This is a genomic window from Corynebacterium sp. AOP36-E1-14, from assembly GCF_052377495.1.
Lineage (GTDB): Bacteria > Actinomycetota > Actinomycetes > Mycobacteriales > Mycobacteriaceae > Corynebacterium.
The window spans coordinates 1-18,887 of record NZ_JBQSWV010000041.1; the positions used below are offsets into that span (position 1 = coordinate 1).

36 protein-coding genes and 1 tRNA gene are annotated in these 18,887 nt (G+C 66.2%); 7 read left to right on the forward strand and 30 right to left on the reverse strand.

Features of this window, described 5'->3' with window-relative positions:
* The 12 genes from ACT3TD_RS13715 to ACT3TD_RS13770 all read right to left on the reverse strand — a co-directional run.
* Window positions 1-91, reverse strand: a 91-nt coding sequence (locus ACT3TD_RS13715) for an NUMOD4 domain-containing protein (RefSeq protein WP_444638055.1), incomplete at its 3' end; no start/stop codon positions are given.
* Between the two features lie 90 nt (window positions 92-181).
* Window positions 182-364 (reverse strand): hypothetical protein, encoded by a 183-nt coding sequence (locus ACT3TD_RS13720; protein WP_444638026.1) that lies wholly within the window; start codon window positions 362-364, stop codon window positions 182-184.
* Window positions 361-540: a hypothetical protein gene (locus tag ACT3TD_RS13725; protein WP_444638027.1), complete on the reverse strand. Its 180-nt coding sequence runs from the start codon at window positions 538-540 to the stop codon at window positions 361-363. Before ACT3TD_RS13725 ends, ACT3TD_RS13720 begins: the two co-directional genes overlap by 4 nt.
* The gene (locus ACT3TD_RS13730) at window positions 537-734 is read right to left on the reverse strand and encodes a hypothetical protein (protein ID WP_444638028.1); all 198 of its coding nucleotides are present in this window, start codon (window positions 732-734) and stop codon (window positions 537-539) included. The genes ACT3TD_RS13725 and ACT3TD_RS13730 overlap by 4 nt, the downstream gene beginning before the upstream one ends.
* A gap of 355 nt (window positions 735-1,089) precedes the next feature.
* Complete coding sequence (locus ACT3TD_RS13735; protein WP_444638029.1) at window positions 1,090-1,719, reverse strand: SOS response-associated peptidase family protein; 630 nt, start codon at window positions 1,717-1,719, stop codon at window positions 1,090-1,092.
* Window positions 1,720-1,748: 29 nt separating this feature from the next.
* Window positions 1,749-1,819 (reverse strand) — tRNA-Gln (locus ACT3TD_RS13740).
* 578 nt (window positions 1,820-2,397) lie between these two features.
* Window positions 2,398-2,979 (reverse strand): hypothetical protein, encoded by a 582-nt coding sequence (locus ACT3TD_RS13745; RefSeq protein WP_444638030.1) that lies wholly within the window; start codon window positions 2,977-2,979, stop codon window positions 2,398-2,400.
* Between the two features lie 9 nt (window positions 2,980-2,988).
* The gene (locus ACT3TD_RS13750; protein ID WP_444638031.1) at window positions 2,989-3,210 is read right to left on the reverse strand and encodes a hypothetical protein; all 222 of its coding nucleotides are present in this window, start codon (window positions 3,208-3,210) and stop codon (window positions 2,989-2,991) included.
* Entirely contained in the window at window positions 3,207-3,350 is a 144-nt protein-coding gene (locus ACT3TD_RS13755; protein WP_444614866.1) for a hypothetical protein, read from the reverse strand. The genes ACT3TD_RS13750 and ACT3TD_RS13755 overlap by 4 nt, the downstream gene beginning before the upstream one ends.
* Entirely contained in the window at window positions 3,347-4,189 is an 843-nt protein-coding gene (locus ACT3TD_RS13760) for a hypothetical protein (protein WP_444638032.1), read from the reverse strand. The genes ACT3TD_RS13755 and ACT3TD_RS13760 overlap by 4 nt, the downstream gene beginning before the upstream one ends.
* 8 nt (window positions 4,190-4,197) lie before the next feature.
* The gene (locus tag ACT3TD_RS13765) at window positions 4,198-4,497 is read right to left on the reverse strand and encodes a hypothetical protein (RefSeq protein ID WP_444638033.1); all 300 of its coding nucleotides are present in this window, start codon (window positions 4,495-4,497) and stop codon (window positions 4,198-4,200) included.
* Window positions 4,494-4,790, reverse strand: a complete 297-nt coding sequence (locus ACT3TD_RS13770; RefSeq protein WP_444638034.1) for a hypothetical protein — start codon at window positions 4,788-4,790, stop codon at window positions 4,494-4,496. Before ACT3TD_RS13770 ends, ACT3TD_RS13765 begins: the two co-directional genes overlap by 4 nt.
* A 105-nt stretch (window positions 4,791-4,895) precedes the next feature.
* On the opposite strand from ACT3TD_RS13770, the gene ACT3TD_RS13775 reads away from it, so the two are divergent.
* Entirely contained in the window at window positions 4,896-5,069 is a 174-nt protein-coding gene (locus tag ACT3TD_RS13775; protein ID WP_444638035.1) for a hypothetical protein, read from the forward strand.
* A 183-nt stretch (window positions 5,070-5,252) separates the two neighbouring features.
* Here ACT3TD_RS13775 and ACT3TD_RS13780 read toward each other — a convergent pair whose 3' ends face one another.
* From ACT3TD_RS13780 to ACT3TD_RS13865, 18 genes are all read right to left on the reverse strand, one after another.
* Complete coding sequence (locus ACT3TD_RS13780) at window positions 5,253-5,456, reverse strand: hypothetical protein (protein WP_444626600.1); 204 nt, start codon at window positions 5,454-5,456, stop codon at window positions 5,253-5,255.
* Window positions 5,453-5,827: a hypothetical protein gene (locus ACT3TD_RS13785; protein ID WP_441582806.1), complete on the reverse strand. Its 375-nt coding sequence runs from the start codon at window positions 5,825-5,827 to the stop codon at window positions 5,453-5,455. The genes ACT3TD_RS13780 and ACT3TD_RS13785 overlap by 4 nt, the downstream gene beginning before the upstream one ends.
* Window positions 5,824-6,102, reverse strand: a complete 279-nt coding sequence (locus tag ACT3TD_RS13790; RefSeq protein ID WP_444638036.1) for a hypothetical protein — start codon at window positions 6,100-6,102, stop codon at window positions 5,824-5,826. Before ACT3TD_RS13790 ends, ACT3TD_RS13785 begins: the two co-directional genes overlap by 4 nt.
* 2 nt (window positions 6,103-6,104) lie before the next feature.
* Window positions 6,105-6,647, reverse strand: a complete 543-nt coding sequence (locus tag ACT3TD_RS13795) for a WhiB family transcriptional regulator (RefSeq protein ID WP_444638037.1) — start codon at window positions 6,645-6,647, stop codon at window positions 6,105-6,107.
* Window positions 6,644-7,444 carry a hypothetical protein gene (locus tag ACT3TD_RS13800; protein ID WP_444638038.1) on the reverse strand — a complete coding sequence of 267 codons (801 nt, stop codon included), beginning with the start codon at window positions 7,442-7,444 and terminating at the stop codon, window positions 6,644-6,646. The genes ACT3TD_RS13795 and ACT3TD_RS13800 overlap by 4 nt, the downstream gene beginning before the upstream one ends.
* Window positions 7,445-7,555: 111 nt before the next feature.
* A complete protein-coding gene (locus ACT3TD_RS13805; protein ID WP_444638039.1) occupies window positions 7,556-8,023 on the reverse strand; it encodes a single-stranded DNA-binding protein in 468 nt (155 codons plus the stop codon).
* A 2-nt stretch (window positions 8,024-8,025) separates the two neighbouring features.
* Window positions 8,026-8,553 carry a hypothetical protein gene (locus ACT3TD_RS13810; protein WP_444638040.1) on the reverse strand — a complete coding sequence of 176 codons (528 nt, stop codon included), beginning with the start codon at window positions 8,551-8,553 and terminating at the stop codon, window positions 8,026-8,028.
* Window positions 8,550-9,479: a hypothetical protein gene (locus ACT3TD_RS13815; RefSeq protein ID WP_444638041.1), complete on the reverse strand. Its 930-nt coding sequence runs from the start codon at window positions 9,477-9,479 to the stop codon at window positions 8,550-8,552. Before ACT3TD_RS13815 ends, ACT3TD_RS13810 begins: the two co-directional genes overlap by 4 nt.
* On the reverse strand, window positions 9,457-10,044 hold the full coding sequence (locus ACT3TD_RS13820) for an HNH endonuclease (RefSeq protein ID WP_444638042.1): 588 nt from the start codon (window positions 10,042-10,044) through the stop codon (window positions 9,457-9,459). The genes ACT3TD_RS13815 and ACT3TD_RS13820 overlap by 23 nt, the downstream gene beginning before the upstream one ends.
* A complete protein-coding gene (locus ACT3TD_RS13825; RefSeq protein WP_444638043.1) occupies window positions 10,041-10,352 on the reverse strand; it encodes an HNH endonuclease in 312 nt (103 codons plus the stop codon). Before ACT3TD_RS13825 ends, ACT3TD_RS13820 begins: the two co-directional genes overlap by 4 nt.
* Window positions 10,352-10,708, reverse strand: a complete 357-nt coding sequence (locus ACT3TD_RS13830; protein ID WP_444638044.1) for a hypothetical protein — start codon at window positions 10,706-10,708, stop codon at window positions 10,352-10,354. Before ACT3TD_RS13830 ends, ACT3TD_RS13825 begins: the two co-directional genes overlap by 1 nt.
* Window positions 10,701-11,195: a hypothetical protein gene (locus tag ACT3TD_RS13835; RefSeq protein WP_444638045.1), complete on the reverse strand. Its 495-nt coding sequence runs from the start codon at window positions 11,193-11,195 to the stop codon at window positions 10,701-10,703. Before ACT3TD_RS13835 ends, ACT3TD_RS13830 begins: the two co-directional genes overlap by 8 nt.
* Window positions 11,195-12,043 (reverse strand): YqaJ viral recombinase family protein, encoded by an 849-nt coding sequence (locus ACT3TD_RS13840; RefSeq protein ID WP_444638046.1) that lies wholly within the window; start codon window positions 12,041-12,043, stop codon window positions 11,195-11,197. Before ACT3TD_RS13840 ends, ACT3TD_RS13835 begins: the two co-directional genes overlap by 1 nt.
* The gene (locus ACT3TD_RS13845; RefSeq protein ID WP_444638047.1) at window positions 12,040-12,339 is read right to left on the reverse strand and encodes a hypothetical protein; all 300 of its coding nucleotides are present in this window, start codon (window positions 12,337-12,339) and stop codon (window positions 12,040-12,042) included. The genes ACT3TD_RS13840 and ACT3TD_RS13845 overlap by 4 nt, the downstream gene beginning before the upstream one ends.
* Window positions 12,333-12,602: a hypothetical protein gene (locus ACT3TD_RS13850; RefSeq protein ID WP_444626576.1), complete on the reverse strand. Its 270-nt coding sequence runs from the start codon at window positions 12,600-12,602 to the stop codon at window positions 12,333-12,335. Before ACT3TD_RS13850 ends, ACT3TD_RS13845 begins: the two co-directional genes overlap by 7 nt.
* Window positions 12,599-12,853 carry a hypothetical protein gene (locus ACT3TD_RS13855; RefSeq protein ID WP_444638048.1) on the reverse strand — a complete coding sequence of 85 codons (255 nt, stop codon included), beginning with the start codon at window positions 12,851-12,853 and terminating at the stop codon, window positions 12,599-12,601. The genes ACT3TD_RS13850 and ACT3TD_RS13855 overlap by 4 nt, the downstream gene beginning before the upstream one ends.
* A 539-nt stretch (window positions 12,854-13,392) precedes the next feature.
* Window positions 13,393-14,172, reverse strand: coding sequence for a phage antirepressor (locus ACT3TD_RS13860; protein ID WP_444638049.1), 780 nt, complete (start codon window positions 14,170-14,172; stop codon window positions 13,393-13,395).
* Between the two features lie 29 nt (window positions 14,173-14,201).
* Window positions 14,202-14,456: a hypothetical protein gene (locus ACT3TD_RS13865; RefSeq protein WP_444638050.1), complete on the reverse strand. Its 255-nt coding sequence runs from the start codon at window positions 14,454-14,456 to the stop codon at window positions 14,202-14,204.
* Between the two features lie 191 nt (window positions 14,457-14,647).
* Here ACT3TD_RS13865 and ACT3TD_RS13870 point away from each other — a divergent pair, with 191 nt between their 5' ends.
* The 6 genes from ACT3TD_RS13870 to rraA all read left to right on the forward strand — a co-directional run.
* Complete coding sequence (locus ACT3TD_RS13870) at window positions 14,648-15,160, forward strand: helix-turn-helix domain-containing protein (protein WP_444638051.1); 513 nt, start codon at window positions 14,648-14,650, stop codon at window positions 15,158-15,160.
* Window positions 15,135-15,542 (forward strand): ImmA/IrrE family metallo-endopeptidase, encoded by a 408-nt coding sequence (locus ACT3TD_RS13875; protein WP_444638052.1) that lies wholly within the window; start codon window positions 15,135-15,137, stop codon window positions 15,540-15,542. The genes ACT3TD_RS13870 and ACT3TD_RS13875 overlap by 26 nt, the downstream gene beginning before the upstream one ends.
* A gap of 51 nt (window positions 15,543-15,593) precedes the next feature.
* Complete coding sequence (locus ACT3TD_RS13880) at window positions 15,594-16,415, forward strand: hypothetical protein (RefSeq protein WP_444638053.1); 822 nt, start codon at window positions 15,594-15,596, stop codon at window positions 16,413-16,415.
* Between the two features lie 85 nt (window positions 16,416-16,500).
* Complete coding sequence (locus tag ACT3TD_RS13885; protein WP_444638054.1) at window positions 16,501-17,691, forward strand: tyrosine-type recombinase/integrase; 1,191 nt, start codon at window positions 16,501-16,503, stop codon at window positions 17,689-17,691.
* Window positions 17,692-17,762: 71 nt separating this feature from the next.
* Window positions 17,763-18,365, forward strand: a complete 603-nt coding sequence (locus ACT3TD_RS13890) for an alpha/beta hydrolase family protein (RefSeq protein ID WP_444626568.1) — start codon at window positions 17,763-17,765, stop codon at window positions 18,363-18,365.
* 27 nt (window positions 18,366-18,392) lie between these two features.
* Window positions 18,393-18,887 (forward strand): ribonuclease E activity regulator RraA (rraA, locus tag ACT3TD_RS13895; RefSeq protein WP_444614832.1); only part of this gene is annotated, 495 nt, incomplete at its 3' end.

Consider the following 18,887-nt stretch of genomic DNA (forward strand, 5'->3'; position numbering starts at 1 on the left):
TTCTGACGTTCCCCTGGTCGCTGACCTCGTAGAGGCCCTCCCATCCGACAACGGACTTCCAGCTTTCTCCAGGCGTGCTAGTGTCTGCCATGTCGTGCGCTCCAATCGCATGACGAGACCCCCGGCCTGTTAGCGCAGCCCGGGGGTCGTGTGGTTTTTATATGCTGACTATCCGCGGGGGTTACCCATCGTCATGTACGCAGTCGATGACGGATGCCCATCGTCCTGGCGCGTATGCGGCGGTGAGTTTCTCCTCGGCGTGGATGAGGAGTGCGCCGGTGTGGGGTGCGACGTCGAAGCCGGTGGCGCCGTCGAACTGTTGGACCTCGTCAGTGTCGGTGGTGACGCGGACTACTTGGGTCACTGTGCCGTCTCCTGCGCGAGGGTGTGTTCAACGGTGGTGTCGAGGACGTCACGGATGGTGCGGTGTGCGTCGTCGGCCGCGTTCTTCATAGCGTCGGAGGTGAGGCCTGGTTCGCTGATGGTGTATTCGCTGTAGTGCTCACCGTTGATGGTGATGCGGGCGGTGATGGTGCTCATGCTGCGGCACCTTCGTTGTCGCGGGAGTTATTGTCTTGCCACATACCGATAATGGATCCGAGTGCTTCGAGAGCCTTGGGGCCGATGGTCATCGTCTGGTCCTCTTGATGCAGCGTGAGGTAGTCGTCTTTGATCATTCCCCGGACGGGGACTTCGTCCGGTTGGTTGCTCTTGAATGCGACTGGAAGGTGCATGCTGTCCTCCTGGTGTGGGCATGAAGAAGCCCCTCACACCCCGGGTGGGTGGAGGGGCTGTGTCGGGGATCGCTACTCAACGCCAGGGCGTACCGATGCCCAGAAGCCTGGACCAAACCCTACCTTCAGTTCTTCACCATCGAAGATAGTTAGAGATCCGCCATCGGTGCGAATGTGAAGATCTTCCCCGGTGTAAGCAAGATCCGAGACACCCCTGCGAGAGGTGGAGGGCAACTCGACTTGAATCTTTTTCAATGTAACACTCCTGTCTTGTGGTGGCGGCGCGGTGTTGCATCGCTCTTCTGTGAGGGTAGTGGCCATACCGGACCGGGTACCCCGAATGTTCGATTCGAAACTAGAACAGTCCGGTCTGTCCCGGCGCGATGATCCGGACGCTGCGGCTCAGTTCCTCGGAGGCGCTGATCGCTTCGGCGAGGAGGTCCCCGTCGCCGGGAATGGTGGGATCAAGCCAGTCGTCGTGGAGGTCTCGGGGCAGGATCAGCGGCATCCTCGGATGGACCGTGGCGGCTTCGTCTACAGCGTCGCGGGTGACGAGGGCGTAGGTCAGCATGTCGCCGTCATCGGTCTGGGCGGTGGTGGTGATCGACGCGATGCCGAACGTCTCACCGTCAGGGAGGGCGAAACGCTTCCCCTTCTCGATGTACCAGTTCGCCGGGGCGAGAGCCCGGTGCTGTTTGAACGGCCCCTTCCAAACCCTCGAGGACAGGAGCTTGTCGTCGCGGGCGTTGAATGCGGAGAACTCGGCAGGCTTGCCACCGAGGTGAATCCACCACCACGCGAGGTCGACCTCCCGGTGTCCGTCCTCGTCGGCGGTGATCAACGGGTTGAGGTTCCTCGCCTTCGCCCCGGTGATCTTCGCGGTGCCGCCACGCTCATCCATCCACTGCTCGAGCAGCTGGCGGTTCTCCCGCTCGTCCATCGGCGGGAGATCGAAGAAGGGCTGCAGACCATACGTCGCACACATGAGCCCAGGATAGGCCGGATTGGCCTGCGCTGCTCCGCAAGGATTCGAACCTCGGTCGCCCGGTCCAGAGCCGGGTGTCTTGCCGCTAGACGACGGAGCAATACGTGCAGATGGCTTGACGGACCATCCGTGAGATCAGCATCCCTCCACAAGGGAGCCATCACCGGGGCATCCCCAGTCCCCCGCGGCCATTGCGGGGTGACGTGCTGGGCAACGTTCTAGACCTCAGAAGCGCTCCGCTGGGTAGTGGCTCGTGCACCAGCGGGGAATCGAACCCCCGCACACCCGTGTGCCAGGTGCGGTCAGAACCATCTGCTCTGGCGCTGCCCCGCGTCCGGGGCGGTGCTGACCGTCGGCCTACGTTGGGCTGTGTGACGGTCAGTCGTGATCGGCCCCGGAGTTGAACCGAGAATCGTCCGCAGCTGTGCGTGTGACGAGGACGCGTGAAGGAGCCGGGTAGGCGTGCTGCGGGTGCCACCGACTGGCACCGACCGTGGGGTGCGCCTGCACCGGGCGGCGGAGCCAATGGCTCAACGCTCGCCCGTTGCCCACAACACCAACAAGGATCACCACAATCCTCTGACACGCAGAAACCCCGGCGACCAACCCCCATACAGGGGCCGATCGTCGGGGTCACTATGTGCTGTCACGATTATACAACGAGAGGTGGACATTCGGTCAAGCCAGTTTGTGGTGCTCGTACTGGTAGTGCACTTGGCTCGTGCGGTACTGTCTCACTCCCCCGATGTCCCAGTGCTCAACCTTGTTGCGCTGGCACCACTTCTTCACGCTGGCGACGCTGCGGCCGGTGGCGTGGGCGATGTCCTCGGCGGTGGCGAACTCCCCCACGTCGGGCCTTTTGGTGTCCGGGTTCGGGTGGAGTCGGTCACGGAGCTGAGCGGTGAGGTCGGTGAGTTCGTCGGCGGCGTCCTCTCCCCAGTCCTGATCGAGCAGCGTCAGCCGGTTGCGTGACACCCATGCGACCCACACGTTCAGCGGCTGGTTCACGGGCAGGCCGGTGGTGTGTGCGGACTCCTGGAGGTTGAAGCACCAGCCTTTGATGCGGGGTGCGACATCCTCGATGATGAAGTCCAGGTCGACGATCGAGCATGGGGGTTTGCCCTTGGGGCCGATGGGGCGGGCGCCGGCGTTGGATGATGCGGCGGCGGGGTACGCACTGTCCTGGAGGTCTTGTTCGATGAGGGCGCAGTATTCGGCGAGGGACTGCAGCATGCTCCGGAGTTCGTCCGGTGTCGTCATTCGCGGCTCCTAATGAGAAGAACCCCGCTCGATGGCGGGGTTCGGGGGTTGGTGTTGCGTTCGGTCTTCCGAGCGGTTGCTCCATCTTCCGATCCGGTACGCGACTATGAGCATCACGCCGAAAGCGATACGGAAGGTTGTACTGTCGGTCGAGTCGTCGAACCAGCCCAACAGGTCGATCGTGAGGGCCATACCGAGGATCGCCACCAGTGCCATCCATTCACGCTTCATTTCGGTTCTCCCGTCCAGTCTCGGCGGGCTTCTTCTGGAGCGCGGTCTGTCCACCGGAACCACAGGGTCAGCGCCAGCCACACCACGCCGAGACCAGCAACACCGGCACCCGAACCGATCAGAAATGACGCAATGATCATTCCTCCACCACCTCCACGGGGCCGACGAGGCGGCGGACCAGGCGGGCGACGAGGGTGACTCGACCGTCAGAGAGGTCGTCGCACCCGTTCCCGTCCTTGTGGACGACAGACCACGGGAGGTCTTCGTGGCCGTCGCGGTACCCGATTGCAGGTCCATTCGGGCCGACGACTTCCCACGGCTCATTCGTCGGCACGTCGGCGGGGTCGGGCAGGGCGTCACTCGATACAGTGAGACCGTCAGTGTTGTGCACTGAGGGCGTCACTGTAGTGCACTGACGATTCAGTGAGGCCGTCAGCCGCTCCACCTCGGCGTGAGATTCGCGGAGGTCGGCTTCGAGATTGAGGTTCCGATTCTCTACCTCGTCGAATGCGGCGCGAGCCTCGGCCAGGAGCCGCCCGTGCTCGACAAGGGCTTTCTCCTGCTGCTCGCGCTCACGGCTCAGCCGCTCCAGCTCGACATCTTTAGCATCACGCTGCCTCCATGACTTTGAAAGGTGTCCCTCCACCTCCTCCACCTTGGTTCGGGCCTCGTCGCGCTCAACAAGTGCTTCGTCGCGCTCGTCGTAGGCGTGATTCAGGGCAGCGCGGTTCTCCTTCTCGACGGCTTCCACACGATCAGCGAGGGCGTTTACCCTCTTAACAGCCCCCGGCGGCCTGCCTGCACCCTCCTCCCGAATCTCGTCGGCGAGGGTCGCAGGCGGGGCGGGGACGGTAGCGAGGATCACGCGTGCGGCGGCGCGTTCGCGGTCGGTCCAGCACCGCATATCGGGGTCGAGGGACGCGGCCCGCTCGTAGGCGGTGCGCCGGTCGTCGTCGGTCACGGGGGTCTGGTCAGGCATGATGTCTCCTAGCGGTTGGTGTGGAAGTCCGGCGGCACGGGCCGGTGGGTGGTGAGCTGGTCGGGCTCGTCCACCGAGGGGACGTCGAGGGGTGCGGTGCGGCTGCGCCATTCCAGCAGACCGTCGATACGGCCCTCGGTCAGCGTGGCGGCGCTGGTGAGGTAGTCCACCGCACCGTCCAGCCGGTCCACGTCGGCGCCCAGACCGCGCACGTCGCGGCGCAGGGCGACCAGGTCGATGGCGGACCACACGCACCACGGCACCACGATGAGCAGCGTGAGGGTCAGCAGGGTTTCGAGGAAGGTCACTGGTCGGCCCACCCATCAGCCTCCTGTCGGAGGTGGTCAGTCAGCGCCGTCTTCAGCCGCTCGATCTCGGCGGCCTGGGCGATGACGGTGCGGGCGAGATCCGGGGCGGCGGCCATGAGTTCCCCGTTCGCGGTTTCGTCGGGGTCGCGGCGGTACATGTGCCCGACGGCTTCCGTGACCGGTGCGGACATGTCGTCGCCCTGCAGGATGATGCCGTGGGGGTTCAGCATCCACGGTCCGGGTGTGGCACCGTCGAGCAGGGTCTTGGCTTGGTCTGCAGTGATGTGGGTCATGATCTGGCCTTTCGGGGTAGTGTGTCGAACATGGATTCGAAGAATGATCGGTGGGTGTGGGTTGAGACACACCCCGACCAGTGCCCCAACGGGCACCCTTGGACAGTGCGGGGCGCGTTCCGCCCCGGCTGGGTCGGCGGCACCGGTGAGGGCGCCCACCGCATGTGGGAGTGTCAGGCCTGCGACGGCATCGTCCACGACGACGGCTGTTCCTGGGGCAGCGTGTCCGTCCTCCAGGCCGACCTCGCACGCACGAACCTGGCCAGGGCCCAGAGGTGAAACCGCTGGCGCGGGCGGCGGATGGGTTGCGGGCGGAAACGGGTCATGCGGGGTGTCCTTCGAGTTGGCGGACGCGGGCATCGACATCGCCGAGGATGTGCACGGCGATCTGGCAGCACGCCCGGCACATTGGGTGCACGGCAAGCTGATCGGCCAGGGGATCGCCACAGTCAATGCAGCGGGTCATGGAGTTTCCACCCATTCGCCGTCGTCGGTGAGGGTGAGGTCGTAGAATTCGGCCGCTTCGTCCCAGTCCGCGCCGTGCTCCTCGGCCCATTCCCGGCAGGCGGGGCAGTGCGGGTGCGGCATGCGCACCTCGCCTTCCCGGTACGGGTCGCGGGGGTCAGGACGGCCGGACGGGACAACGTCGCACACGGTGTGGGTCATGGTGGGGCTCCGATCGTGATGGTGAGCCAGAGGGCGGGACCGTCTGGCGATGGTGGGTGGATCTTCGGCATGAGCTTGGTCATGTATTCGCTGGTGTCGTCTGGGACGATGCCGGCGTCGACCAGCCCGTCCCACAGGGGTTTTGCTGTGGCGATGAGGTTGTCCTCGTCCCGGCGTCGGCGGTCCGGCGCCCGGTAGTGCAGGCGCGTGGTGATGTGCCCCAGCCCGGTGGGGATGCCGATCTTCCGGGCGGCGACCTTGGACCAGGCGCGCAGCGCCTTGCGGTGCGCGTCGGTCTTCGCCCAGTGCCCGCGCTGATTCAGCGTCAGCGGCGGCTTGTCGTACGACAGGGGCATGGTCCACGTCGTCATGCGGCGACCCCCGGGATGGCGAGCTGGGTCATGGGCGGCGCGGTGTCCTGCGCGAGCTCGTCGCTGATGGTGCGCAGGAGCCAGGCGAGGTGCTGGCCGTGGGCGGTGAGGACATGCCGGCCGTAGCCGGGGCAACCGTGACCACAGTCGTGGGGACCGCGGCCGTGGCAGGCGCGGAGGGCGAGACCGTCGGCGACGAAGTCACGGGCGTGCCATCGCTGGCAGGTGCCCGTCTCGGCGACGGCGAGGAGGGCGCGGCGATCGGTGCGGAACATCCTCATGCCGCCGCCTGCTTCGCCTTGCGCTCGGCCCGGCGCCGGTCCGACGTGCGGTGCGCGGCCTGCCGCCACGTGCGCCTGGTTGCCGGCGGATCATCCGTCGCCGCCATCGCCGCCAGAGCAGAACGCTCCATCTTCCGCCACGCAAGATCCGCGTTCGCCACGATCGGCACACCAGCACGAACGATCGCGATGTCACCGTGGGCGATGGCGTCGCGGGCGCACAGCGCGAGGACGGGGCAGGACTCGCAGATCTTGCCCTGGTCCCACATCGCGTCGATGCGGACGGCCGGTGGCGCGGATCCGGATACGTTCAGGCCCACGTCGAACTCGTCGGGGTCAATATCGCGGCACCCCGCACGCGGCAGCCACGACGTGCGCGGCTCAACCTCGTGCCAGGGGCCGTTGTCGGTTGCCCTTCGGGCCGCTCGCAGGGCCGAGGCGCGGTTGGTGCGGTCCCGGTCGCAGCCCCGGCAAGCCAGGTCACCGCGGCCCCTGCGGTAGCGATCATCGGCCGGGTGCCCATGCCTGCAGCCGGTCATGCCGCCACCGCCTTGCGGTGCAGCGCGGCCTGTGCCCGCAAGATCGCCAAGGCCGACCGCTTGAGCATGAACTGCCGCTCCCCTGCGAGGGGTTTGCGGATCGTCTCCCGCGACACGCCGACGACGTCCGCAGCAGGCTCCATGCCGTACTCGCCGACGAGCTCGAGGATCGCCGCGATGACGGGGCCGGCGGCCTGTACTGCGCCTGGCGGTGGGGTGTGGTCCTCGTCCGGGTCGTCGATATCAGACCAGGCCATCGGAGGGGCCCACTGGCGGTTGAGGGTGCGCGGGTCGATGGGGCGCACCGGCCACGCGGACATGGACTCGTAGCTCGCCCGCACGGTCTCGGCGGTCGTGTCGCGCAGGCGGGTGTACTTGCCGTCGCTGAGGTCGATGATGGTGCAGACCGACAGGCCGAGGTGGTCGGTGATGGCGTTGATCGTGTGCCCGGCGGCGCGCAGGGCGCGGACGCGGCGGGTGTACGGCCAGGCTGGTACGAACCGGGACATGTCCGGGGTGGCTCGCATCAGCTTCTCGGCGACATCGGCACCGACGCGGTGCTGGTCGCGGTGCTCGTAGCGGCCCATGAGCTGCATGATCGTGACGGTGGCGACGCCGGTGGCGGCTGCGATGCCGCCGTAGGTTGCTCCGCCGTCGATGCAGGTGGCGAGGTGGTCGCGGACGGGCTGGACGGGGACGCGGGGCTTGAACTGGCCGGTCGCATACAGGTGCGTTTGGCACAGGTCGTGACCGCGTCTGGCGGCGCGGTCGCACCGTGGGCGGGTGCAGGTGGTCATGGTGGGGTGGTCCTTTCGGGCGTGAGGTACGCGAAACCCCGCCTGGCTGTCGCTGTGCGGGCCTAAGCGGGGTTGGTGGCGTGTGGGTGAGGGTGCGGGGGTTCCGGTCGATCAGAAGGGCGGCGGGGTACCGTCGTCGAACCCGTTCGACTGCGGCGCGGAGTTCCACGGGTCTCCCCCGCCCTGCTGCTGACCACCCTGCGGCCAACCACCACCGCCCATGCCGCCCTTCGGGTTCTTCTGCACCTGCACCGACGCGAACGTCAGATCCGGCGACACGCTGTCGGCGACCAGCGCAAGCACCGTCTGCTCACCCTGCTGCGACGACCACGCCTCCGGCTTGATCCGGCCCACCACGTTCACCCGGTCGCCCTTGTGCAGCGACGCCACGAGGTTCTGCGCCACCCGCCCGAAGCACGTGACCTGGATCCACTGCGTGGGCCCGTCCTGCCAGTTGCCCTGCTGGTCCTTGCTCGACTCCGACCACGCCAGCGAGAACCGGGCGAACGGCTTGCCCGCGTTGCTGGTCTTGCCCTCCGGGTCCTTGCCGAGGGTGCCGGTGATGCTGATCTGTGCCATGTCTAACTTCCGTTCTCCGGGGCGTCCCCGGGTTGCTTGTTCATGTCCGCGAACAGGTCACCTCGACCCGCCGCGACTTGCTCCGACACACGCCGATCCTGGGCGCGCCTACCGATCTCCGCCCGCAACTCCCGCCACGACCGACGCGACACGGACGACTCCAACTCGCCCCGCTCCCCCGCCGGCAACGACTCCCGAGCCCCATAGCCGGCGCCGAACTTCGCCTCCAGACGCTGCGCACGGAACTCCTCGAGCTGCCGCTTGCGCTCCGGGTCCAGTTGCCACTGATCGACAACCTGCCCCGCCGCCGTGATGATGTCGTGCGGGGTCGGAACCTCACTGTGCGAGATCGACCACACCGTCACCGCCTCACGCCACACCATCGCCGGATACACCCGACGACTGCGCTGCAGTGCCCGCGCCCACGACTCCGTGATCTCCGGGTCGGGCTTCCGCCCATTCGGGTAGATCGCCCGAACCTCGGCGAGGATCACCGCCGCGATCTTCGGATACGTCAGCTGCTCGCTCATGACCCGATCCCCCTCATCTCGATGACCTCACCCTCGATGTAGTCGCCGGGGTCCTCCGGCGGGGCCAGCCACTCCTCCGGGCTGTAGCCGTTGGCCTGGCTCCGGACAGTGATCGTGTGGTCGGTCTCGGTGACGGTCTCCCACCGGGCGGTCTTGAGCCAGCGGTGCGCGTCCGGGCAGTAGTCGACCGACGAGACTCCGGGGTTGTCGGCGTAGGCAGTGGTGAGTCGGAGCAGATCGTCGGGGGCGATGCGCTTCACGGCCTTCTGCCATTCGGTGTAGGCGTCCTGCATCGACCCGTTCTTGTGCTTCGGGTACGCCTTCCACCATTCGCTGAACGGGGCGGGGTAGGCGCAGCGACCGTTAGCCTTCGGCAGCTTCGACAGGATCGGGAAGGTTCCAGGTTCGGTCGTGTCTCGCGCCGGCGGCGGCGAAGCCGCGGGGGGCGAAGTAGTTCCATTTCCCTTTCCCCTTCCGTTTCCATTTCCATTTCCGTCGATGCATTTTCCTTGCACCTGCGCTGAACTTCCTTGCTCATGAACTGAAGTTCCTTGCTGGCGGTGGAATCTTTCGTCTACCTGCGCGTCCGGGTCGTCGTAGTGAGGGTTCTTGTCCTTCGCCCTGCGCTGCGTCTTCTGATGTGAGTCCCAGCTGAGAATCTGGTAATACGCTCGCCGTCCGACCCGGTAGAACCGCACGCCGTACGCATCCGCGACTTCCTTGCAGAGGCAAGGAATCTCCTTGCTGAGGTAAGGATCTTCCTCGGGGAAGGCGAACGCCCGGAGCCCGAGAAGGTTCGTCTCCCCCACTCCGTAGTCATCCGCCCAACACCACATCGCGACGAACAACAGACGCGCCTCCATCGACGCGCCCTCGGTATCCGGCGACGTGAAGAACTCGGGTTTAACCGTTCGGATCTTCCCCACGTGGACTCCCTTCCCGCGCCAGCTTCTGCTCCCGGAGGATCTCCGCAGCGCGCTCGTGCCGGTCTCGAAGCCGGTTGTGACAGCACCCGCAGAAGTAGAGCCAGGGATCACGCGCCGTCGCGTTGTTCGCGACCTGCACCAGCTCGCCCATATCCGGAGGGCGCAGGCCGTTAGCGAGGAACCGCATGATCGTGTCGAGGTAGTCCTCGCCAACGTCCGTGCCCGGCCCGTAGGTATTCCAGACCTCGAGGAACGAGGCGCCGATCGCCTGACGGTTCCGGTACTCCTCCTCGGTCTCGCGAGCGGCCTGGGCCATAGCGTCCGACCAGCGAGCGGCATCCTCGTCGACCTGCTCGCTGAACTCCTCGCCCAGGTGCCGGCCAGCCTTGCCCCGGTTGCAGTCCGCGCATGCGGTTACGAGGTTGCTGGCCACGTCCTGCCCGCCGAGAGCAACGGGGACCACGTGGTCGACCTGCAGCTGAACTTCCGTCGAGGCTCGTGCACCGCAGTAGGTGCAGGCGAAACCGTCTCGCCGGAGCGCCTCGAACCTCAGTGCTTTTCTCATGTCTCCTCCTCTGGTGGGGTGTAGATCCCCCGGTAGTAGCGGGGTGGCCACTCGACCGGCTGCCACGAGTGGATGAGCAGCCGGGACTTGTAGCCGAATGCGGGGTTGGCGTGCAGGTATCGGTGACAGGTGGAGCAGACGCCCACCAGGTTCTCGACCGTGTGCCGGCCGCCCTGGGAGCGCATCATCCGGTGGTGCAGGTGCTCTGCCCCGCCGGTGCACACTCCGCGGATCATTGCTTCGCACGCGCCGTCCGCCCGGTCGAGGACAGTGTCGGCGACGTGCTGCGGCATGCGCTGCTTGGCCATCAGGCGCCCTCCCCTCGTCCTGCGACGGAGTACATCGACCGGACCGACGCGCCGATGCTGCGGATCGCGTCCAGCTCCCGCTCGAACGCCTTCACCCTGCGGTTCACGTGCGAATACGCGACCTCGGCAACGTCCTTCGCGTCACGCTCGGCCACCGTCGCCAGCTCCACCTCCGCCTCCCGGTCCGCCACGGTCTTGCCCTCGGCGGCGAGCTGCGCGTGGGCCTTGGCCCGGTCGTAGGTGGCGTCGGCCTGGCGGTAGGCGCGGAGGTGGTCGGTGAGGTTCGACAGTTCGAGGATGCGGCGCTCAACAGCCACAGGATTCAACGGCTCAGTCGGGATTTCATGATCACTCACCACCAGCACCCTCCTTCGCCAACTCCTCGTTGCGCTTGTAGATCCGCTTCTTCATTTGCTCGTCCAGCACACCGGCCTTGTTCGCCTCGATCCACAGGTCACCGGTTTCCTGCTTCGACCCCGCGGTACCGATCCGACGGAGCAGGTCGGGGATGACCGTCTTCGCCATTTCCTCCCGCGTCGTCCTCCTGCTTCCGGAGTACCCGGCCTGCGCCAGGGCACGGCCCACTGCGGACGTCTCGGCGGTTTCCAGTGCCGCGGTCTTCTGCGCCATGCCCACCCCGTCGGTATCGAAGGCCATGCCCGTGCCCGCCGGGTGGTCGCCGTCGTCGCGGAAGACGTACGCCTTGACGATCCACCGGGTCTTCCCCGGCTCGCCGGCATGCTCGAGCAGCTCCGTGGTGATGCGCCCGCCGGGGGTCTCCCGGTAGAAGCGCTGGATCCGCTCGTCGACGGTCTCGTAGCTCTCAGGTGAGAAGCCGCCCATCAGACGACCTCCTTCTTCTGCTTCACCCTCACCGACCCCTTACGGGCCGACGTGACGTAGTAATGCGCCACGAGGTCGGGGTGGTCCGCGGCAAGGGCCTTCGTGTCCAGCCGCTCCGACTTGCCGTCAGCGGTGACCGTCACCGTCGCGGTCGGCAGGTCGTACAATGCCGGTTCCGTGCCCACTGCCCGCTTGATCGCGTCGACGACGCCGGCGAGCTGCTGCTCGAGCTCGAGCTTCTCGACAACCAGGGACTCCAGGTTCTCAGGCACCTCGAGCGGCGCGACGTCATCGGCGAGGAATTGGTCGGCGACGGCCTGCAGGCGCCACTGGTGCTCGACGTCCGGGCGGATGATCGTCGTCTTGATGTCGCCGGGGGTGAAAGAGCCGTCGTCGTTGACGAGCCGGATCTCCCACGCGAAGACGCACGCCTCGGCGCCGGTGACGAAGAGCTGCCACTGCACCTGACTGAAGTACCTGCCGGGGATATGCCCGGAGAAGTCCTCACCGGTGGTCTTGATCTCCCCGATGACCTCACCGTCAGCACTGATCATGTCGGGGGTGGCGGCGTAGCGAGTGTCGGTGAGGACCAGGAGGTCGTCGTTGGGCTCGAGGCGGGTGTCGGGGCCGAACACCGAGAGGTACTCGGCGATCTCTGGCTCTCGCTTCTTGCCCCATTCGGTGTACCGGTTGCCGGTGAAGCTCGACCCGTTGGTCTTCTCGTCCCGCAAGGTGCGGTGGTACGACGGGGACTCGAGGAGTCGAGCGGCTTCGGTGGCGGTGACGTATTCGCGTCTCTGGTCTAGCCATTCGTCGAAGGTGGTGTGAGGGATCCTGGTGTAGGTCATCGGCCCATCTCCTTGATGTGGGTTCGGGTGGCGGCCACAGCGTCACGAGCGTGGCCTTGGGTTGAGCGGACGAGGCCCTGCCCCGCCGCGATGTCCGTGCGCGCCCAGACGCGGCCCGTGCCGTCGTCCGCGATGTCGCGGCGCACCAGCTCCAGGCGGCGCGCAGCACGGCGCTCCAGACGGGTCTGCGCTTCCCGGTCATGCGGGATCATGCGGGCCCGGTCGATCATGCGGGCGACGGCGACGTAGTCACGCCCCGTCATCACTGCGCAGTACGTGCGGTCGTCGATCACCACGGGCCGATCACCGCCCGGAACACCGTGATGAGGACGACGAGGACGAGCAGCACCACGCCCAGGGCGCCGATGCCGAACATGATCCCCTGGGCGACCTGCCACGCACGGTCATGCTCCAGCACGTCCGCCGGAGTGGTGTACGGGTCGGCCTCGTCAGGCTTGCGGTGACATCCCGGCGCGGGACGGGCCGGGCCGGACTTGCCTGCGGGGTGGTTGACCATCGAGTGCATCAGTCGTTCCTTGTCGGTCATCTGGCGGGTCATGCTGCACCTCGGATCTTCGTGCGGGATGCCCCCGCGGTTTCGCCCTGCCAGTCGATGTACTCGCTGAGGGTCATGCCGGCGACGGCGAGGACGGACTTGAGGGACACGCGGAGGGTCTTGCCGCCCCGGCGGACGATGAGCCCGGAGGTGCCGCGGTAGATCTGCCCGTAGAGGGCCTTAGGGGTCATCGACATCAGACTGGCGGCCTCGTCGACGGCGATCATCAGGGGTGGTCTGTAAGGTGAGGTCATGGCCTTCTCCTATTCAGGGGGTTGGTCGGTGTCGTCGTCGGCGCGCATGGTCCTGGCAGACTGCGCCGACGGCGACGTGGGTGGTTCAAGGGGCGGGGCGCAGCTGGACGCCTCATCAGCGGAGGTTTGGCCGCCGGTCATGAGCGCGCTTTCCGGGGAGGACTTCCGACCCCGGGATTCACGCCCCGCCCTGGTGCCCTGCTCGTCCATGACGACGGTGGCGGACCACGTCCGCGGCAGGGCTGTCTAGCGCTTAACGTCGCCCTCGTTTCCCTCCCCCACACCGTGGTGTAGGGGGTGCCTCCCTGTCGGGTAGCCCATCGCGCTCACTTCCCCGGACAAGTCGACGGGGTGGGGTTGCGTTGACGCGGGGACAAGTCAACCCGCGCTGGGCCAGTATCATCTGGCGACATCCACTATTTAGTTCACAAATAACAAGGTCATTGAGACCTGGTGCTCCCACTCCCCCACGACGGGGGCGGCCAGCAGACTGGCGGTGGAGCGAGTCACCCGCACTTCCCCATGCAGGCGACCAAGGGTCAGGCAGCGTCAGCCGGCGCCGGAGGATCGATGCTCTCGAAGCCGAGCTTCCGGCGGATGAAGTCAATCCCCGACGGCTGGACATACGTCGTGTACGACGTGCCCTGCTCCCCGTTCGACCGTTCATAGCTGTGAGCCTTCACCTCGAAGTGATGCATGTACCGCTGGTACGGGGTGTTCCGCATCGTGCCCTTCGAGATCAGGACACCGGCGTTTCGCAGGTCGCGGAAGAGCTTGTTCTGGCTGGTGCCGAGCATCTTCGCCACCGCGCCGACGCCGTACTTGCCCGTCGCGTCGAGGAAGTCGTCGTAGGCCTCCGCCTTCGGGGTTAGCTCCTTGTTCTCCGCTTCGAGCGCTAGGCGCTCTGTCTCCGCGTTGAGCGCGATCTGGAGGATGTCGGACCGGGTGAGGGTGTTCGGGTCGAATGACGGGGCGCCGTAGGATCCGGTGCGGCGGATGGACGGCAGGACCTCGCGGGTGACCCACCGGCGGAACTCTGCAGCCTCCGGCTTGTCACTACGGAGGACGACCTCGTACATACCTGCTTCGTCTACGACGGTGACGTTCTGCCGACCCCCAGGGGTGTCTGCCAGACAGACACCCTTGGACTCGGGGTCGATCCGCGCCGAGACAACGCGGGGGTTGGCGATCTCCAGGACTGCACACAGATCATTGAGGACGAACCAGGGCTCGCCGTCCTCACCGGAGAGGACACGGACATCACGTCCGTGGAAGTTGAACGGGGTGATACTCTGTTCGTGGTTGGCTCCGAGGTGCATTCGGGGCCTCCTTTCATGTCTGGGGGGGGTTACGCGGCTATGGGGTCGGCGGTGACCAGTTCGGTCCACGCGCCGAGGTACCCGTCAGTGCCCATGAGCTTGGCGACATGCACCGCCATCGGGAATCCGACGAGTGCTCCGTGGCGTGCCTTGTCGAGCTGTTCGTCGCGGATGCCGAGAATGGCAGCGAGTTCCGACTCTGACCGGCAGTTCTTCGCCCGGCTGATGGCGTCCAGTGCCCCGTCGCGGAAGCGGTAGATCGCCCGGTTCTGTTCGATGTCCATGAGCTCCTCCTTTCGAGGGGTGAATCCTAAGTTCATCCGGCGCTCGTTCCGTCGCCGTTGGAATACATACTGCGCCCTGCGGCGACAGTGCGCAAGCGTGAATTACAAGACTGCCCCCGTCCACTACCCCCGTTGACCTTCTGAACTGGTATTTATTGTGCGGGCGACACTTTGCAAGTACAGTCATAGCCATGGAACACAACGTATGGATCGCCGACCTCATCGGTGAAGACACTCGCCGCACAGCGAGCAGCAAAGCCGGAATGTCTGAGAGCACACTGTCTCGCCAGCTCAGCCGCGGCACGCTGCGTCCGGAGATGGTCATCGCTTTGTGTCGCGCCTACGGACGCAAGCCCGTCGACGGCCTCGTGGAGACCGGCTACCTGCAGCCGTGGGAGATTGAAGGCGTCGGCATTGACGCTGCTATCGACCAGGCCACCAACAAGCAGCTCCTCGACGGCATCATGCGCCGCTCCGACCCCGAAGCCCAGTACCTCTTCGGACGCACCGAAGACGTCATCAACCCCGAGATGGACGGCCGGAACAATGTTGTCGACCTCCGGTCAGACTCCCCCCATAGTTTCGGCCCCGAACAGGGACAACCCAATGAAACTACCCCAAGTGTCCGTCCCCTCGAATACGTTGCTGATAGCAGCGACACCGAACCAGAGGAGGGCGATGACGATTACCACGACGGACCCTGAGGCCTATGCCAGGGAGAACAACATCGCCGTGGACGACCACCACGGCGGCGAGAAAGGTCGGCGACATCCGGACGGCAGCATCACTCTCCGGTCAGACCTCGGGCCCATAGCCCGACGATGCACCCTCGCCCACGAACTCGGCCACCACACCTACGGTCACCAGCCCACCGCCGACCAGGTACTCCACAACCGCCAGGAGCGCCGTGCCGACGAGTACGCAGCCCGCATGCTCATCGACCCGGACGCCTACCAGGAAGCCGAAGCGCAGTACGGCCCCCATGTCGGCGCTATCGCCTGGGCCCTTGGAGTCACTCGGCATCTCGTCGAGGTATGGCGGGCCATGGTCCACACCACCCCTCATAAGATCACTGTGAGAAACTAAATAGACTGCCGGACTGACGACGGCAGCCCCACCCCACATGAGGAGACGACCATGACCATCAGACGAACAGCGCTCGCCACCGTCGCCGCCGGAGCCCTCGCGCTCACCGCATGCAGCGAAGGCAACGACACCGATACAGTCACCAAGACCGTCACCGCCCCTCCTGCCACGAGCGAGACCGAAGCCCCCATCCCCGACGAAGTCACCCGCGTCCTCGACGCGCTCGACGAACTCGACGCCGACTACACCGACCCCGTCGAGGACGACCCCGGTGAACTCTCTGGAGCTGAGCGCACATTCGAACTCGACATCGTTGACTACTCCGCCGGCATCAACATGTTCGCCAATGCCGACGACCTCGATGTCTGGCAGGAAGCCTCCGACGACTTCGGGGGTGTGTCCGTCACCTTCGACACCACCGCGGTCTCCCTGAACTCCGACGAAGGAAAAGACGCCTCACTGGCTCTCGCTCCCCAACTCGCAGAGAAGCTGGGCGGCGAAGCTCACACCGGCGGCGACGAGCCCGACTACACCCCCAGCGGCGACCAGGCAGCAGCGGAGGAGGCATCCACCCCCATCCCCGGAGTTGACTGCCGACGCAGCGTCCTCGGCGACACCAACCGGTGCGCTGACCCTGCAGAAGCCCAAGCAGAAGGAGATGCGACCGAGCAATTCTGGCGAGATCATCCGGAACTCTTGCAGGAGAGCCAAACCTACACCGACCCCTACAGGTCAGACGGTTGCGTAGGCCCCGCCGCAACATGCGGCTACTACGACGACAACGGTGACCCGATCTGGTTCGACAAGGAGACCGGCGAAACCTCACCGCGGTACTACGACGAGAACGGCAACCCCACCATGGAAGCCCCCTAGACACAGAAAACGGCCCCCACCGCCGGCCAGGGCGATGGGGGCCAGAGACGTCCACCAATCAGCAGCAGACACCAGGAGTGTAGCAATGGTCCAGAGACGACCACGTACAGGCAAGCCGAAGAACGGGAAGCCCGTGGCATGGGTCGCCCGGTGGTACGGCCCCGACGGAGAGACAAAATCGCTGTCCTTCCACTCTAGGAAAGACGCCAAGCTCCACGAAGACAAGATGAAGGCGGACGTCGCAAAAGGCGTCTACGTCAACCCCCAAGACCTCGAGACGACGATCAAGGAACTCGCGGAACAGTGGATGGAGCAGGCTGTAGCACGGGGAACCAGGTCGAACAGGAAGTCGCTCATCGACAACCTCGGCGCCCTCGCGAATGTGCCGATCGGGGGGCTCCGAAAATCGCACGTCACCTCATGGATAGCGACGCTCCGTCGAGGACGCCCGTGGGCGGACAATCAGCCGTACGCGGACTCGACAATCAGCCTGCGGGTTGGCCAGCTCTCCACCGTGGTACAGCAGGCCGTAGACGATGACCTGATCGTGAAGAACCCCGTGAAGCTCGCGAGGAAGGGGATGGCGAACAAGCTCAAGTCGGTCCAGGAGCGCCAGGTTCCAACGCCTGTACAGATCAACATGCTGATCGATGCTGCACGTCGTGGCGGGGTGGCGACGTACACGGTGAATGGCGTGGAGAAGGAGGATCGCCTGCCGCCGTCCGAATGGCTCGCCAGGTGCATCATCCTCGCCTCCGAGACAGGCTTGCGTATCGGGGAGGTCGCCGGCCTCGAGGGGCACGACATCGACTTCGACCGGATGCGGATACACGTGGCCCGGCAGTGCCCCCACAAGGTCGGGGTGGACGGCCCTTTGAAGAACGCATCCTCCGACCGCTACGTGCCGATCAGTCGGGAGCTTGCCCGTGATCTGAAGCGGTGGATGCGCGAGCCGCAGGATCGTGTGATCGCGGGCGCTCGGGGCGACGGTGTCTCCTCTCCGGTGATCAGTGCATCGATGACCGCGGCGCGGCGCGTGGCGGGGATCGAGGCCCCGATCAGCATGCATGGGATGCGGCATGCCTATGCGACGGCGTTGCTGAGTGGCGGTCAGCCGTTGCATGCAGTGTCCGCGTTGCTGGGGCATGACGAGATCGCGACGACGGACCGGATCTACTCGCACTTCCTGCCAGGTCATCTTGAGGGATCGCGGGCAGCTATCGGTGCTCTTGCGGGATCGTTGAGGGATGGCAGGGGTTGTTTGCGGGTGGTGTAGTGCGTCTACCTGCTGCGTTAGATTCTTCCCTTTGCTTCACCTGCAACCGTCAGGTCCCGGCGGCCTTCCGGGTGTCCAAGACACTCGCGCGCGCCGGGATCGCCTGCCTGCGCTTCGACTTCCCGGACATCATGTTCAGCTCGAACGTCGCCGACCTGCAGGCCGCCGCGGCCTGGCTGGACGCCCGCCTCGCCGCACCGTCGTTGCTGGTCGGCCACTCCCTCGGCGGGGCCGCCGCCCTGCACGCCGCCGGGAGCATCCCGTCGCTGTCCGCGGTCGCGACGATCGGCGCGCCGTTGCGTCCGGCGTCCGCCGCACGCTCCCTGCAGGACGCCTGCGCCGCGATGCGTCCCGGCGAGGTGCGCACCGTCCACCTCGCCGGGCGCGACGTCGCCGTCTCCCACGACTTCCTCTCCGACCTGGCGGACGCCTCCGCGCAGGACGCCGCGGTCGCCGCGGTGGCCGGCGTCGGCGCGCCGCTGCTCGTCCTGCACTCCCCGACCGACCAGACCGTGCCGGTGTCCGAGGCGTCCCGCATCCTCGACGCCGCCCGATGGCCGAAGTCGATGATCAGCCTGCAGGACACCGACCACCTGCTCACCGTGCGCGGCTCGGCCCAACGCGCCGGGGAGACGATCGCCACATGGGCGGCCCCGCACATCGGGCGTGCGTGACGGCGTCACACGATAGGCTGAGCCACCATGAACAACATCACCTTCATCCCCACCGCCGACCTCGTCGACGTCATCGGCGCCGACGTGCGCAGCTGCGACACCCAGTTCCGTGACCTCGGCGGACACACCGACTTCTGCGGGCCGGTCACCACCGTGCGCTGCTTCCAGGACAACGGCCTGGTCAAGAAGATCCTGCAGGAGGACAACCCCGGCGGCGTGCTCGTCGTCGACGGCGACGCCTCGGTGCACACCGCGCTGATGGGCGACATGATCGCCGAGTTCGGCGTGGAGCACGGCTGGGCCGGGGTGATCATCAACGGCGCGATCCGCGACTCCGCCGCGGTCGGCGGCATGGAGTTCGGCTGCAAGGCCCTGGGCACCAACCCCCGCAAGTCCGCCAAGGACGGCGCCGGCGAGCGCGACGTGGTCGTCAGCTTCGGCGGGGTGGACTTCACCCCGGGCCACATCGCCTACGCCGACGCCGACGGTGTGGTCGTCACCGACGCCCCGGTCGATCCGCCG